Annotated in this window: 16 protein-coding genes; 10 read left to right on the plus strand and 6 right to left on the minus strand. The window is 64.2% G+C overall.

Translation table 11 applies throughout. The features are described from left to right. Positions 1-31: 31 nt before the first annotated feature. Together H6A16_RS03145 and H6A16_RS03150 are read left to right on the plus strand one after the other, a co-directional pair. Positions 32-832 (plus strand): SDR family NAD(P)-dependent oxidoreductase, encoded by an 801-nt coding sequence (locus H6A16_RS03145; protein WP_204616044.1) that lies wholly within the window; start codon positions 32-34, stop codon positions 830-832. 39 nt (positions 833-871) lie between these two features. Next, positions 872-1,312, plus strand: coding sequence for a MarR family winged helix-turn-helix transcriptional regulator (locus H6A16_RS03150; RefSeq protein ID WP_204616046.1), 441 nt, complete (start codon positions 872-874; stop codon positions 1,310-1,312). Between the two features lie 25 nt (positions 1,313-1,337). On the opposite strand, the gene H6A16_RS03155 is transcribed toward H6A16_RS03150, so the two are convergent. The 3 genes from H6A16_RS03155 to H6A16_RS03165 form a co-directional block, all read right to left on the minus strand. Continuing rightward, a complete protein-coding gene (locus H6A16_RS03155; RefSeq protein ID WP_204616048.1) occupies positions 1,338-2,006 on the minus strand; it encodes a vWA domain-containing protein in 669 nt (222 codons plus the stop codon). Positions 2,007-2,201: 195 nt separating this feature from the next. Then, the gene (locus H6A16_RS03160) at positions 2,202-3,362 is read right to left on the minus strand and encodes a macro domain-containing protein (RefSeq protein WP_204616052.1); all 1,161 of its coding nucleotides are present in this window, start codon (positions 3,360-3,362) and stop codon (positions 2,202-2,204) included. Positions 3,363-3,498: 136 nt separating this feature from the next. Continuing rightward, positions 3,499-3,858: a YccF domain-containing protein gene (locus H6A16_RS03165; protein WP_204616055.1), complete on the minus strand. Its 360-nt coding sequence runs from the start codon at positions 3,856-3,858 to the stop codon at positions 3,499-3,501. A 422-nt stretch (positions 3,859-4,280) separates the two neighbouring features. On the opposite strand from H6A16_RS03165, the gene H6A16_RS03170 reads away from it, so the two are divergent. From H6A16_RS03170 to H6A16_RS03195, 6 genes are all read left to right on the plus strand, one after another. Beyond that, entirely contained in the window at positions 4,281-6,278 is a 1,998-nt protein-coding gene (locus tag H6A16_RS03170; protein WP_239458151.1) for a BglG family transcription antiterminator, read from the plus strand. 99 nt (positions 6,279-6,377) lie between these two features. Beyond that, positions 6,378-6,698, plus strand: a complete 321-nt coding sequence (locus H6A16_RS03175; RefSeq protein ID WP_066833941.1) for a PTS lactose/cellobiose transporter subunit IIA — start codon at positions 6,378-6,380, stop codon at positions 6,696-6,698. A gap of 98 nt (positions 6,699-6,796) precedes the next feature. Then, a complete protein-coding gene (locus H6A16_RS03180; protein ID WP_066833939.1) occupies positions 6,797-7,096 on the plus strand; it encodes a PTS sugar transporter subunit IIB in 300 nt (99 codons plus the stop codon). Positions 7,097-7,225: 129 nt separating this feature from the next. Next, positions 7,226-7,696, plus strand: a complete 471-nt coding sequence (locus H6A16_RS03185; RefSeq protein ID WP_204616057.1) for a hypothetical protein — start codon at positions 7,226-7,228, stop codon at positions 7,694-7,696. 4 nt (positions 7,697-7,700) lie between these two features. Beyond that, a complete protein-coding gene (gene celB / locus H6A16_RS03190; RefSeq protein ID WP_342589705.1) occupies positions 7,701-9,053 on the plus strand; it encodes a PTS cellobiose transporter subunit IIC in 1,353 nt (450 codons plus the stop codon). A gap of 133 nt (positions 9,054-9,186) precedes the next feature. Continuing rightward, positions 9,187-10,617, plus strand: coding sequence for a 6-phospho-beta-glucosidase (locus tag H6A16_RS03195; protein WP_204616062.1), 1,431 nt, complete (start codon positions 9,187-9,189; stop codon positions 10,615-10,617). A gap of 82 nt (positions 10,618-10,699) precedes the next feature. Here H6A16_RS03195 and H6A16_RS03200 read toward each other — a convergent pair whose 3' ends face one another. Further along, positions 10,700-11,044, minus strand: a complete 345-nt coding sequence (locus H6A16_RS03200; protein ID WP_087202085.1) for an acylphosphatase — start codon at positions 11,042-11,044, stop codon at positions 10,700-10,702. A 266-nt stretch (positions 11,045-11,310) separates the two neighbouring features. Between H6A16_RS03200 and H6A16_RS03205 the strand changes: the two genes are divergently transcribed. Together H6A16_RS03205 and H6A16_RS03210 are read left to right on the plus strand one after the other, a co-directional pair. Next, complete coding sequence (locus H6A16_RS03205) at positions 11,311-11,658, plus strand: type II toxin-antitoxin system RelB/DinJ family antitoxin (protein ID WP_087202087.1); 348 nt, start codon at positions 11,311-11,313, stop codon at positions 11,656-11,658. Then, positions 11,655-12,176: a type II toxin-antitoxin system VapC family toxin gene (locus H6A16_RS03210; protein WP_204616065.1), complete on the plus strand. Its 522-nt coding sequence runs from the start codon at positions 11,655-11,657 to the stop codon at positions 12,174-12,176. The genes H6A16_RS03205 and H6A16_RS03210 overlap by 4 nt, the downstream gene beginning before the upstream one ends. A gap of 257 nt (positions 12,177-12,433) precedes the next feature. Here the strand turns inward: H6A16_RS03210 and xdh are convergent, their stop codons facing one another. Next, positions 12,434-15,190, minus strand: a complete 2,757-nt coding sequence (gene xdh, locus H6A16_RS03215; protein WP_204616067.1) for a selenium-dependent xanthine dehydrogenase — start codon at positions 15,188-15,190, stop codon at positions 12,434-12,436. 15 nt (positions 15,191-15,205) lie between these two features. Then, a complete protein-coding gene (locus H6A16_RS10875) occupies positions 15,206-15,418 on the minus strand; it encodes a 4Fe-4S binding protein (RefSeq protein WP_204616070.1) in 213 nt (70 codons plus the stop codon). Between the last annotated feature and the right edge of the window lie 88 nt (positions 15,419-15,506).

Below are 15,506 nucleotides of genomic sequence, written 5' to 3' on the forward strand. Positions count from 1 at the left end.
CTATCTATTCAAACCAGAAGGGAGCATACCTATGGGACGTCTTGAAGGTAAGGTCGCCATCGTCACCGGATCGACTAGCGGCATCGGCATCGGCATCGCGCGGCTATTCGTGCGCGAGGGCGCCACGGTCGTGGTCTGCGGCCGCCGCAAGGAGCGCGGCGAGCAGGTCGTGGCCGAGATCACGGCCGACGGCGGCACCGCGAGCTACCACTATCTCGACCTCACGGACCTCGATACCGTCAAGGCCCTCATCGACGACACCGCAACCGAATACGGCAAGCTCGACATCCTGGTCAACAACGCCGCCAACGTCGGTCTCGCCGACGGCTCCGTCGAGGAGCTCACCCTCGAGATGTGGGACGCCATCTTCGCGAGCGACCTTCGCGGCACGTTCTACGCCATCAAGTGCGCGCTGCCGCATATGAAGGCCGCTGGCGGCGGCTCAATCGTCAATATCGGCTCCATGGCGTCATGCGGCGGCGACCTGGGCGCCACCGCGTACACCTGCGCCAAGGCCGGCGTCGACATGCTCACCTCGAGCGTCGCCCTGCAGTACGGTAAGGACAACATCCGCTGCAACTGCGTACGCCCCGGCCTTATCGTGACCCCTCAGAACGAGGACATCGTGCCTCAGATGCTGCGCGACATCTTTATCTCCAACATCGAGGTCAACCGCTACGGCAACCCCGAGGATATCGGGCATGCCTGCGTGTACCTCGCCTCCGACGAGGCGGAGTTCGTGACCGGTCAGGTCTTCAACGTCGACGGCGGCATGAACCCCCACGCGCCGACCGTCGCGCAGTTTCGCGCCGCGGGGTCGCGCACATGGTAGTAGCATAGGCTGCATCACTACCGACATGTGAGAGGCATCATGGAACATCGCGCCGACATCGACTACGCCCGGCTGGCCTATCGCCTCCAGGTCCTCTTTGAGGACAAGGTCATCGCCGGCTATCGCGACTCATTTCGCGGCGAGCTCGGCCGCACGCAGGCCGTGGTGCTCGAGCGCCTCTACGAGCACGGTCCGATGCGGACCCAAGACCTTGCCGACGCGCTCCATGTCCCCAAGCAGCATGTCTCCAAGATCGTCGCGGCCTTCCAAAAGGCGGGGCTTGTGGCCAGCGCCCCCGACCCCTCCGACAGACGGGCCAAGACCATTCGCATCACCGATGCAGGGCGCTCCCTCATCGACCGCCATATCCACGAGAGCGGCCGGCGCTACCTTGCGCTCATCGACAGCTTGTCGGCCGACGAGCGCAAGGAGCTGGCCACCTCGATGGAGCGGCTGATCGCCCTGTTCGAGAGAATCTGACCCGCAAGAGGCCGCACACAGCGAACTAGACGCGCCCGCGCTTTCGCATGTCCTCGTCGAGGCCCGCGCGCCATCCGTCCGACATCGGCGCGTTAGGGGCGGCACTGCGCACGCTCGCCACCGCCGCGCTCACCGCGCTGTAGAGCACTTCGGTGCCCCGAGCGTCCTGCACGTAGTTGGCAGCGCAGCAGGGATCGATACCCAGGTGGCCCGCCTCGGCGGCGGCATCGATGTTCGCGCCGATGAACAGGAACTCCCAGCCCTGCTCGCGATGGCGCTCGATCATGCCCTTCACCTTGGGATAGGTATAGCGGCGGCTGGCGTTCTCCATGCCGTCGGTCGTGATCACGAACAGGACCTTGTCCGCCTTGTAGGGATCCGGCAGCACGCTCTGCACCGTCTCCTGGTGATGGATGGCCCCGCCCACCGCGTCGAGCAGCGCGGTGCAACCGTAGCAGCAGTACTGCTGGCGCGTGAGGCGCGGCACCTCGCGGATATCCACGCGATTGTGCAGCACGCGGCTGGCATCGTTGAAGATGACGGTCGAGACCACCGCCTCGCCCGGCTCCTTGCGGTTCTTGTCGATCATGGCGTTGAAGCCGCCGATGGTGTCGTCGGTAAACCCGTTCATGGACCCGCTCGCATCGAGGATGAAGACGATCTCGGTACGCGCGGCCTGCTGGTTCTTGCTCATGGTTGCCTCCTTTGTCGGCATCTCCTCTTGACACCACAAAGGCTACCGGGCGGAGGTGCACAGCAGGTAAACCGCCAGGGGACATCGGCGGCGTGCCGTGTACATGCCGCACGCTGACCTCCAGTTGGTATGGCGGACAGGGCGACCAGCCCGCGTCCAGCGGGCCGACTCAACGACGCGCCCCGCGTGCGCCGCCTACGAGGACCCCAGCAGCGGCTGGTCGTAGGCGAACAGGGCCTCGTTGATCCGGAAGATGTTGTACTCGCCGTTTGCCACGAAGTACTCCACGATGACGTCGAAGGTGCTGCTGCGCGACAGCGTGAGCCCTGCGCGGGCGAGCAACCCCTGCAGCTCATCGTAGTCGAGTCCGAGCGCAAGCCCCAACGCGACGGCAGTGGGCTTGGTGGGGCGATACCCCGGATTCGAGCGAATCTTGGAGAACAGCTGACGGCTGATGTTCGCCCGCTTGTAGACCTCGGCATCCGTCATGCCGCGCGCATCGATAAGGGCGAGCAGCGCCGTGGAGAACGGTGCGTCCAGATGCTCGATCGCCTCGATCAGATCGCCGTCGAACATCGACCCGGGCTCGGGCGACGGCGCCGCGGCCTCGGCGCAAAACGCCTGGTTGGCCGGCAGGGGCACACCGAGCAGCGGCGACAGCACCTCTCCCTCGGTATCCGGCGCCGGAGTCCCGCAATCGACGCAGAAGCGCGCATCCGCGGTGTTCAGCATGCCGCAGACCGGGCAGTGCCACGAAGGAGCCGCCGCGCCCGGGGCGCATGCTCCCGCGCGCTGCATACGACGGCGCGCGAAGGGGCTCCGCTCGACATAGGTGTCGTCGATGTACGAACGCAGGCCGTCCAAGCCCTCCGCGCCGAGGGCGATCGTCGAGCGATCGAACACCACGAGCGTCACGTCGACATCCTCCGCGCGCTCCAGAAAGGCCTCCGTCTCCTCACGCGCGACGCGCAGCGCCTCGGCCACCGGGTAACCGTAGATGCCCGAGGAGATGAGCGGATAGGCGACCGAGTGCGCACCGAGGCGCTCGACCTCGGCAAACACGCTGCGGTAGCATGAGCGCAGCAGCTGCTCCTCATCGTGCCCGCCGCCCTGCCAAATCGGCCCCACCGCATGCACGACCCAGCGACACGGCAGCTTGAAGCCCGGCGTCGTCGCTGCGCTCCCCGTGGGGCAAAAGCCGATCTCGTCGCAGGCGCGCTGCATATCCGCATGCCCGGCGCCGGCAAACAGCGCGCCGCACACGCCCGACCCCGCGGCAAGATGCGAGTTGGCCGCGTTCACGAGCACATCGGCGTGGACGCGGGCGATATCGTTGCGCACGATGGAAAACGGCATGACGGGCTCCCTTCAGGCGGCGGCTCTGCCCATCATACCGCGGCGGCGCATCTCCCCCACCGCGCCGACGACCGCCGCGGTAAACCGGCTGCCGAGCGAAGCGACGCGCACGCGAGGCTCGAAAGCAAACAGGGCCCTAGCGCACCTGGGCGCCGAAGGGCAGAAACGCCAGCTTGGCCATCTTGAAGCTCTGCAGCCCGAAGGGAATCCCGATAATGGTGACGCAGGTGACCAGGCCGGCAATCAGATACACGATGCTCATCGGGATGCCCGCGAAGACCACCCAGACGATGTTGGCGATAAGCGACGGTGCACCTCCGCCGTAGACGATCGTCTTGCCGAAGGGCGTGAGCGAAAGCGACGCCATCTTGAAGCACTGCCGCCCCAGCGGAATGCCGATGATCGTGATGCAGAACAGGGTGCCCAGCAGCACCCAGCCGATAGCAGTCCAGATACCTCCGAGCACGATCCAGATAATGTTACCGATAAGTCTCATTTCAGCATTCCTCTGGGTAGCACAACGATAAAGGTAATCCTATCTTCGGCTCATGCATCGCTCTTGGAGACTCCCATGGGACTTGTTTTATTTCTTCGGACGACCGACACGCTGTCCGCACCGTACAACGAAATCCGCATGCCGCCGGTCCGCATCGCCCCTGGATCAAGCTGCGCGCGCAGCCGCCCCCTCGACGCCCAGTCGTCATCCGGCCGCGGAACCGCACTCCCCCGACATTCCACCAAAGCCCTTCCGCTCTACAACGCGAAAACGGACAAGACGGCTCTCAAACGGCAACAAAAAGGCCATATGGAACGGCATGAACGCATATTTCATTCAATCTTTTCCGCTTTCCAACGGAACAAGCACCGTTGGAACTTCACATTTTGCATACATATCATCGAAAAGGGGGAGGTGATTCCATGCGCACGGAACTGGAAGCAATGACTGCGTATATCGAGGCGCATCCGGGCATCATGCCCGTCGCTCTCGCCGAGCATCTGGGCGTGAGCGTGCGCACCGTCCGCACGTACGTCAAACAGGCGAACGACGCCATGCACGGAATCGGTCGCATCCAGCTCAGCCGCAAAAACGGATTTCGCCTGCAGGTCTCCGACCAAGCCGCCTACGAGGCGTGGCATTCCAAGGAGAAGTCGGAAACCCCGCCCCAAGCCCCCAAAGACCGCGTGACGTACTTGCTGAACGACCTGCTCATGCGCTCGGACTGGGTCAAGTTGAACGACCTCAGCAACGCGCTGTTCGTGTCGCGCGCCACCATCACCAACGACCTCAAGCGCGCGCAGAAGATCCTCGACGACTACGATCTCTCCATCGAGTCGCGCCCCCACTACGGCATCCGCATCGTGGGGCCCGAGCTGTCGCGTCGCGTGTGCTTGGCCAACGTGATCGTCAACCGCTACAACAACGCGATGGGCGACGTGGAAAGCGAGACCACGCGCACGCTCAGCTGGCTGTCTTCCGATCTTGGCAGCGAGGACGCCACCAGCGACCCCACGCTTCGCGTCATATCGAGCTGCGTGGAGCGCGTGCTTCAGGCCGAGAAGTTCCAGATCAACACCGCGTCCTACCGCAACCTCATCGTGCACATCGCCGTGGCGCTCGTGCGCATCGAGGAGAACTGCTACGTGCCCATGGCGCCCGAGCAGATCGACCAGCTGAAGGGACGCCGCGAGTTCAAGGTGGCACAAGCCATCGCCGCCGAGATCGAAAGCGCGCTGGGGAGCTCCTGCACGCTACCCGAAGAGGAAGTGGCCTACATCGCCATCCACCTCGCCGGCAAGCGCATGATGCTCGACAACTCCCCCAAGGAGGAGGGACTCGTCGTTACCGACAGCGTGTGGCACATCGTGGAAGAGATGGTCGAGTGCGTGTGGAAGGCGTTCCGCTTCGACTTCCGCAACGACCTCGAGCTCCACATGAACCTGGCACGGCACATCGTGCCGCTGGCTGTGCGCCTGCGCTACCACATGCAGCTGAAGAATCCGCTGCTGAACGACATCAAGCAGCGCTATGCACTCGCCTACTCCATGGCGATGGACGCCTCCACCGTGCTCGCGCGCACCTACCAGGCGGAGCTCTCGGAAGACGAGACCGCCTACATCGCGCTAGCATTCGCGCTCGCCCTGGAGCGGCAGAAGTCCGAGATTCCCAAGAAGAACATCCTGGTGGTCTGCGCCTCGGGTGCGGGCTCGGCGCGCCTTCTGGAGTACCGCTGCCGCCGCGAGTTCGCCGACTATGTGGACCAGATCTACACCTGCGACATCATGGCGCTCGATGGCTTCGACTTCTCGAAGGTGGACTACGTCTTCACCACCGTGCCCATCGCCCGGAAGCTGCCGGTCCCCGTGCGCGAGGTCTCCTACTTCCTGGGCGACGAGGAGGTCCTGAACGTCCGCGAGATCCTGGACTCCCAAGGCAAAAGCGACGTCATCCCGCCGTTTTTCGACCGCAACCTGTTCTTCCCGCACCTCTCCTTCACTTCGAAGCAGAAGGCGCTCGACTACCTGCTCGACCAGGCGTGCGAACACCGCAGCGTGTCGTCGAACTTCCGCGAGCTGGTATGGAAGCGCGAGGCGATGGTTGCCACCTCGTTCGGCAACCGCGTCGCAATCCCGCACCCCATCGAGGTGGCGAGCGACGAGACCTTCATCTGCATGGGCCTGCTCGACAACCCCGTAGCGTGGGACACCGACGGCGCCCCCGTTCAGGCGATCTTCCTGCTGGGTTTCGCCGAGCAACCGCACGCCGGCGAGCTTTCGCTCCACGAGTTCATGAACGCCTTCGCCGGCGTCCTCATGGATACCGAGGCCATTGAGCTGCTGCTCAAGCGTCAAAGCTGGGACACGCTCATCGAGCTCATCGGCAACGCGCTCAAGGGCGCGGACGCCAAACCGAACTGAAGGCCCACGACCCCATGGCATATCTAATAAGGCGGGCAACAGCACCGTCTTTCTAGATAGGAGAACGAACCGCAACGACCGCACAAGGAGGTGACGAAGATGGCAGAGGAAAGCATGGAGATGATTTCGTTCGGAATCGTCGCTGCAGCCGGTCAGGCGCGCAGCCTCGCGATGGAGTCGATCAAGGCCGCCCGTGAGGGCAAGTTCGACGAGGCCCGCCAGATGCTCGAGGAGTCCCGCACCGCGGGTCTCGCCGCGCATGACGAGCAGACCAAGCTGCTTTCCCGCGAGGCCGGCGGAGACCACGTTCCCGTGGACATCCTGCTGGTCCATTCGCAGGACCACCTGATGACCGCCATGCTGTGCCAGGACCTGGCCGAGGAGATCATCAACCTGTACGAGCTCAAGCAGGACAAATAGTCCTGAAAGGGGCCCGGGGTCGAACAGACCGCACCCCGGGCCCCTCGAGCGACCGTCGCGGGACCCGAAGGTCCCGCTCTACCGAAGGGAGTACGCACATGAAGGTACTGCTCGTTTGCGCAGCCGGTATGTCGACCAGCATGCTCATGAAGAAGATGGAGGCCTACGCCAAGGACAACGGCATCGACCTCGAGATCGCCGCCCGCAGCTTCTCCGAGCTCAAGAACCCCGCCGATGACGGCTATGACTGCATCCTCATCGGTCCGCAGATCTCCTATCAGAAGGACAAGGTCGTCGCCAAGGCCCAGGGCCTGCCCGTCGACGTCATCCCCATGAAGGACTACGGACGCCAGAACTGCCCGGCGATCTTCGAGCAGATCGACAAGATCCTGGCGTAGGCCAGCAACAGATAAGAGAGCTCAAGCGTGAAAAAGGGAAAACGGAAAGAGCGCATTCGCGCGGAGCGTCGGCGGCTTCATGACAGGGCCGGGCGCGGACCCACCGAGGAAGAGATTTCGTTTCGCCAGATGCAGCAGGTGAACACCGCGAAGTGGAACCGCTACATGCTGATCCGATATCTGGATTCAGGGGTCTTCTTCGTGGGTCTGTACTGGGGCGTCATGCTGTTCGCGACGACAGACAGCCTCGTCGCGCTCGCTGCGCCCGCCTCGGAGATCGCACTCGGCGCCATCGTGCTGCTCGAGGTCAACCGCGTGCTCACGCACGATATCGAATATCTCAGGGCTTCGCACGTCGCGCTCGTCATCGGCTGCTTCCTGTCGGTGCTCGAGATCGCGATCACCGCCGTCTTCGGCAAGGAGGCGCTCTTCCCGTTTTTCTCCACCCCGGTCGTCGGCATCGGCCTGTGCGCGATACTGCTCGCGCTCAAGGCCCTCATCGCCTGGCGTATCGTGCTCGTGCGCGATCGCCGCGACAAGAAGCGCTACGACCTCTACCTCATGGCGCTTGAGCATGCAGGACAACAGAAGGGAGAGTAGTCCTGTGTTTGACTTTCTCGAGAAATACATCATGGGTCCGATGACGAAGCTGTCACAGTTCCGCATGATTCGCTCCATCACCCAAGCCGGTATGACATCTATCTCCTTCACGATCGTGGGCTCCATGTTCCTGATCCTGAACGTCCTTCCCCAGGCGTTCCCTGACCTCCAGGGCATCTGGGCCGTCTCGTTCGATCAGATCACCGAGCTCTACATGCTGGCGAATCACGCCACCATCGGGTGCATCGCCGTGTACTTCCTGATCGGCACCGCGTTCGAGTACTCGCGCATCCTTTCCGAGGAGGACGGCATTGACATCAAGCCGCTGAACGGCGTGCTCATAGCCATCATGGCCATGTTCATGCTCGCCCCGCAGGTCGGCTTCGTCGACGGCGTCATCAGCCGCATCACGAGCATCGTCGAGGGCGAGACCGGCTGGTCCTCCGTCGTCTACAACGGCTGGGAGCTTGGCGGCGACGGTCCGGCGAACTTCGGCGCGACCGGCATCTTCTGCGCCTTCATCATCGCCTGGTTCGCCGTGCGCATCTACGCGACCTGTGTCGATAAGAAGATCGTCATCAAGCTTCCCGAGGTCGTGCCCGACGGCGTCGCCCGCTCGTTCACCGCTCTCGTCCCCGGCTTCCTGGTCGCCATCGTCTGCATGCTCATCCAGACGGTCTTCATGATGTTCGGCACCAACTTCTACGACTTCATCGCCATCCCGTTCGGCTTCGTGGTCAACATCGTCGGCACCTATCCCGGCATCCTGCTGATCTACTTCCTGATCCACGCCCTGTGGCTCGTCGGCATCCACGGCGCCACCATCGTCACCTCCTCGCTGACCGCCATCGCGATCGCCAACCTCGTCGTCAACGCCGACGGCGGTGCCGCGGTGTGGGCCGGCGAGTACAACAACGCATTCGTCATCATCGGCGGCTCCGGCTGCACACTCGGCCTGTCGATCCTCATGGTCACGATGGCGAAGTCCGAGCAGCTCAAGGCCATCGGCAAGGCCGAGATCGTGCCCGCGTTCTTCAACATCAACGAGCCGCTCCTCTTCGGCCTGCCCATCGTGTACAACCCCGCACTCGCCGTGCCGTTCGTCCTCGCGCCCATGGCCGCGGCGACCATCTCCTACTTCGCCATCACGCTGGGCATCATCCCCTCGGTCCTCGTGCAGGTGCCCTGGCCGACCCCTGTCGGTATCGGCGCCATGATCTCCACGGGCGGCAGCCTGGTCGCGGCCGCCGTGGCCGTCCTCGACGTCGTCGTGGCGACGCTCATCTACTTCCCGTTCTTCAAGCGCTACGATAAGCAGCTCTGCGAGGAGGAGGCCGCTGCCAAGGCGGCGGAGTAAACCCGACTCCATCCCCTTTTCGCACCATATCGACCATCGCGGCCCGAGGCCGCCCGGACAACGCGCGCCGGGCGGCCTCGTCGCCCATTGCTCTCACGACGTACCGAGAACCTTCGCTGAAAGGAGACATGACATGGCGTTTCGCACTGACTTCCTCTGGGGAGGCGCCGTTGCGGCGCACCAACTCGAAGGCGGTTGGGACCAGGGCGGCAAGGGCGTCAACATCATGGACGTGACGACCGCCGGCAACGTGAGCACACGCCGTCGCTATACCGGCGAGGTGCTCGAGGGCGAGAACTACCCCAACCACGAGGCGATCGATTTCTACCATCGCTACAAGGGCGATATCGCGCTGCTCGCCGAGATGGGGTTCAAGTGCTTCCGCACCTCCATCAGCTGGGCGCGCATCTTCCCCGTGGGCGACGAGGAGGTGCCGAACGAGGAGGGCCTGAAGTTCTATGACGACCTGTTCGACGAGTGCCTGAAGTACGGGATCGAGCCGGTCATCACGCTCAGCCATTTCGAGATCCCACTCGGTCTGGTCAAGAAGTACGGCGGCTGGCGCAACCGCAAGCTCATCGATTTCTTCGTGCGCTTCGCCACCACGTGCTTCATGCGCTACAAGGACAAGGTCAAGTACTGGATGACCTTCAACGAGATCAACAACCAGGCCGATTACATGGATGATTTCGCCCTTCTCGTCGACTCCGGCATCGTCGCCGAGAAGGGCGAGAACCGCGAGCTCGCCATGTTCCAGGCCGCCCACTACGAACTCGTGGCATCGGCGAAGGCCGTCATGATCGGCCATGCGATCAACCCCGATTTCGAGATCGGCTGCATGATCGCCATGTGCCCGGTCTACCCCTTCTCCTGCAAGCCCGAGGACATCCTCATGGCGACGAAGGCGATGCAGCTGCGCTACTACTACGCCGACGTCCATGCGCTGGGCGCCTACCCGCCGAACGTCTTGGCGCTGTGGGAGCGCCGCGGCTACGACATCGACATCACGCCGGAGGACATCGAGCTGCTCGCGGCGGGGACGGTCGACTACATCGGCTTTTCCTACTACATGAGCCACACCATCGAGTGGAAAGAGGACAACCCGCACTTCGACTACCACGAGGGTGCGGACTTCGTGCGCAACCCGCACGTCAAGGCGAGCGACTGGGGATGGCAGATCGACCCGGTCGGCCTCCGCTACGCCCTCAACTGGTTCACCGACCGCTACGGCCTGCCGCTCTTCATCGTCGAGAACGGCTTCGGCGCCTATGACAAGGTCGAGGCGGATGGCTCCATCCACGACCCGTACCGCATCGACTACCTGCGCGCCCACATCGAGCAGATGAAGCTCGCCGTGGAAGAGGACGGCGTGGACCTCATGGGCTACACGCCGTGGGGCTGCATCGACCTCGTATCCGCCGGCACGGGCGAGATGGAGAAGCGCTACGGCTTCATCTACGTGGACAAGAACAACAAGGGCGAGGGCACGCTCGAGCGCTCCCGCAAGGACTCGTTCGCGTGGTACAAGCAGGTTATCGCCACGAACGGCGAGGACCTGGGCTAGGATTCGCGACTCTGGCTATCGCGGATTCCGACGACTGCACAGTGAGGGCCGGGCTCGACACGGTTGAGTCCGGCCCTTTTTTCTATCTGCGTACGGTGAACGAGGTGTCGTGCTGCAGGGAAACCTCCCGCCACGAGCCGACCTCGAAGCGCGAGGGGAACCAAGCGTCGAACTGCTCGTAATGAGCGTCCATACGCGCGATGAGCTGGGCCACGGCAATGCGCGTACCCTCCAGCTCCGCCTCCACGGTGGCTCCGTCGGGCAGGTTCTTCACCCAGCCCGCCACGCCTGCCTCCTCGGCAAAGGACTGCATGTTCCAGCGGAACCCCACCCCTTGGACCGGCCCGCAGAACAGCACATGCACCCGGATGATGTCCTCGGTGCTGCCTGCGCTCAAGATCTCGTCCACACACGTTTGCGGCGTCATGTTCCCCACTCCCCTCGCATGTCACAACTATCGTACCCCGCCAACGGTCCCTGGGAAGACGCGGCCCGTCCGCTCAGCAAGTGTCGCGTGGATGAAACTTGCATTCCACACGACAGAGCCTTCTTTTGGCCTCTCTACCGTGTGAAATGCAAGTTTTGCCCATCCGCCGGCGTGGCAGGTTGGGACAGCCACCGAACCGTTGTACCGCCCTCCCGGTCAAACGGTATGCTATACTTAGTTTTGCACCCGTATAGCAGGAGGAAGCAATGGCTGCAGCGCAGATGAACATCCGCATGGATGCCGCCCTCAAGGCATCCGGCAATGCGGTGATTGCCGAACTTGGGTACACCCCATCCCAGATCGTACGCGCCCTCTGGGAGTTCGTTACCGTACAGGGTACACTTCCCCCCGCGCTCGCACATCTGCTGCGTGCTGAGCATGCCGCTGACTCCGCGCATACCGGCACACCCGACCGCGCGTCCGAAGGCGCTGCTCTCGTCTCCTCGTTCTACCAGCAGGTCGGCATTGAAGAACCCGCACGCGGCGCTATCGATTACGATGAGCTTCGTGAACTCTCTGCCGCAGAGCAGCTTGAGAAATGGGGGCTCGCATGATGGCGTCTACCGGCCATACCGTTCGCACCCCCATCAAAATCCTTGTCGACACCAACATATGGCTCGACTACTTCCTTGCACGTGGGACACATCACGATGCCGTCAGCGCGTTCCTGGCGGAGGCCTATAAGCGCGAGGATGTCGCTCTCTACGTCCCGTCGCTTTCCCTCAAAGACCTTGCCTACCAGCTGGCAAGCCTCATGAAACTCGATGCGCGGCGCGCCGGTAAGGACATCACGCCTGAAATCGCCGCAGCGGCCCGCGAGGTATCGTGGGGCTGCGTACGCAATGTGCTGGAAAAGGCCCTGGTGGCGCCCATCGGCCATACCGAGGTACTTGGCGCGTTCACGTACAAGCGCATCCACGATGACCTTGAGGACGACCTCGTTCTCGCGGCAGCAGATACCGTGGGAGCAGATTACCTCATGACGCACGACGCCACACTTAAGCGGCATATGGGCGACCTTTGTCTCACTGCCGAAGAGGGACTTGCGCTACTGGCCGAACGTACGAAATGACAGTTTGGGGACAGGCACCAAACAATTATGCTCCCCACCCCCTTCTCGCTCGACAGCTTTATCCTACCCAGCTGCGCTGACGTGGATGAAACTTGCCTTCCACACGACAAAGCCTCCTTTTGGCCTTTCCGTCGTGTGGAATGCAAGTTTTGTCCACCTGCCAGCATGGCAGTCTGGGGCCCGCCCCTCAAACTGCCGCAAAGCGCCCCGCCCGGCGGGACCGGACGGGGCGCAGATGGTCGCTTACGGGAGCGGTGCTACTTGTTGGAGTAGTAGGTATTCTCCAGCGGCAGCTTGGTGCGGTAGACGCCATCGAGCGCGTAGTAGGCGCCCGCCACGGCCTGGGCCGTGGGGATCGTGGCGATCTCGCCGATGCCCTTGGCGCCGTAGCCCACGGGCAGAAGCTCGTCTTTCTCCACGTAGATCGCGTTGATGAACGGGATGTCCGTGGAGCGGAAGAGCCCCAGCGTGCCGAACTTGGCCTGCGGCACGCCGTCCTTCAGCGGGAAGTCCTCGGTGAGCGCGTAGCCCATGCCCATGAGGACGCCGCCCTCGATCTGGCCCTGGATGGCGATGGGGTTCACGACCTTGCCCGAATCGTGCGCGGCGTGGACCTCGGTCACGCGGCCCTCGTCGTCGAGCACGACCACATGCGTGGCGTAGCCGTAGGCAACGTGGCTCTTGGGGTTGGGCACGTCGGCGCCGAGCTTATCGGTCTTCTCGAGGTACTCATAGGAGAACTCGCGACCCTCGAGCTTGGCGATCGCGGTGGTCGGGTCTGCAGGGTGCACCGCAGAACCCGGGCCCTGATAGGGCGTGCCGTCCGCGTACTCCACGATGAAGCCGTCGCCGTGGGCGACCACGGGCTCGCCAGGCACCTCGTCGCCCGCCTCGACGGCGAGCATGGCATCGCGCAGCAGGAACGCAGCGCCGCGCACGGCCTCACCGGTGATGAGGGTCTGGCGCGAGCCGGAGGTGGTACCGGAGTCCGGCGCGTTCTCGGTGGAGCACTCGCCGTTGACGATGTGCGACAGCGGCAGGCGCGTGGCCTCGGCCACATCCTGCAGAAAGACCGTGTTGCAACCCTGGCCGATGTCGGAGGTCGCCGAGTACACCACGGCGCGGCCGTCCTCCACGCGGATCTTGCAGCGGCCCGCGTCGGGCAGGCCCACGCCCACGCCGGCGTTCTTCATGGCGCAGGCGATGCCGGCATGTCCCGGGTGCGCGTCGAAGACGTCCTTCACGGCGAGCAGGGTCTCCTTGAGCGCCGTCGAGCAGTCGGCGATCTGGCCGTTGGGCAGCACACGACCCGGCTCGATGGCGTTGCGGTAGCGGATCTCCCACGGGCTGATGCCGACCTCCTCGGCCAGCAGGTTGATGAGCATCTCGAGGGCGAACTCGCTCTGGCACACGCCAAAGCCGCGGAAGGCGCCCGCAGGCGGGTTGTTGGTGTACCAGCCGTAGCCGCGGATGTCGGTGTTCTGGTAGCAGTACGGGCCGACCGAGTGCGTGCAGGCGCGCTCGAGCACCGGGCCGCAGAGCGACGCGTAGGCGCCGGTGTCGAAGTTGATCTCGCAGTCGAGGCCGGTGAAGATGCCGTTCTCGTCGCAGCCGAGCGTAAACGTGCCCTCCATGGCGTGGCGCTTCGGGTGGAAGTTGATGGACTCCTGGCGCGTCATGCGGCACTTGACCGGACGGTTCACGGCCATGGCGGCAAGCGCGGCCAGGTGCTGGACGGAGACGTCCTCCTTGCCGCCGAAGCCGCCGCCCACGAGCATGGTCTCCACGACCACGCGCTCCGGGGTGGCGTCCCAGCCGAACATGTGCGCGATCTCCTTGCGGGAGTCGTAGGCGCCCTGGTCGGTGGAGCACACCTTGACGCCATCCTTGTACGGGAAGGCGACGGCGCACTCGGGCTCCAGGAATGCGTGCTCGGTCGCCGGCGTGCTGAAGGAGCGGGTCACCACATGGGCGGAGTTCGCGAGCGCCGTGGCGGCATCGCCGCGCACCACGTGGCGCTGCTGGCAGATGTTGTTCTCGAGCTCGACCCAGTTGCCGAAGGCGAGGAACCTATCGTGCAGCAACGGGGCGCCCTCGGCGCTCGCCTCGGCGATGGAGCGCACGGGCTCGAGCTCCTCGTAGGTGATCTTCACGAGCTTCTTGGCGCGCTCGCAGGTAGCCGCGTCCTCGGCCACCACCAGGGCGATGGCGTCGCCCACGCAGCGGGTGATGTCGCCCTCGGCGATCATGACATCCCAGTCGTAGATAAGGTGGCCGACCGCGTTCACGGGCACGTCGGCAGCCGTCAGGACGGCAAGCACGCCGGGCAGGGCACGCGCCTTTTCGGCGTCGATCTTGACCACGCGGGCGCGCGGGTACTTGGAGCGCACGGCGGAGGCGTAGGCGAGATCGGGGAAATCCGTCTCATCGATGTCGTCGGGATACTTGCCGTAGCCGAGTACCTTGCGGCGCACGTCCACGCGGAAGGCGCGCTCGCCCACGCCATAGCAGTCGCCGCGCTCGAGCTCGGGGTCGATCTGCTCCTCGCCGCGCAGGATGGCGGCGGCAAGCGCGATGCCCTCGATGATCTTCTTGTAGCCGGTGCAGCGGCAGACGTTGCCCTTGATGGCTTCCTTGATCTGGTCCTCGGTGGGGTTCGGCACGTGGTGGATGAGGCCGGCGCCCGCCATCACCATGCCGGGGATGCAGAAACCGCACTGCACGGCGCCCACGGCGCCGAAGGCGTAGACGAAGGCCTCCTGCTCCGCGGTCGGCAGGCCCTCGACGGTCACGATGTCGCGGCCGGCGGCGAGCTCGGTGGTGAGCACGCAGGCCTTGACGGCGTGGTCGTCCACGAGGATGGTGCAGGTGCCGCACGCGCCCTCGGAGCAGCCGTCCTTAGCGGAGTGGATATGCAGGTCGTCGCGCAGGTAGCGCAGAAGGGGCTTCTTCTCGGTCACCGTGCGCTCGACGCCGTTGACCGTAAAGGTATAGCTGACCGGTTGCTTGGCCATGGCGATACCTCCTCTCTACTCGGCGGCGGCGAAGATGCCGAGCCGGTCGTGGATCACGTGCTTGGGGCATTTGGTGGCGCACATGCCGCAGCTGATGCAGCGGGTGTAGTCGATGGCAGCCTGCTTGGCGATAACATGCATGGCGCCGCAGGGGCACACGCGCTCGCACATGCCGCATCCGATGCAGCCCTCATCGGCAACCCAGATCTGGTGGGTCTCTTGAGTCACGGGACCCTCCTCTCTCGTGAGCGCCCACCGCGCGGCACGGCCGGACGGCAGGCGGAAAACGGCGACGCGACGGGCACGGGGCAAGGCG

The sequence above is a fragment of the Collinsella tanakaei genome (assembly GCF_016900375.1).
Lineage (GTDB): Bacteria > Actinomycetota > Coriobacteriia > Coriobacteriales > Coriobacteriaceae > Collinsella.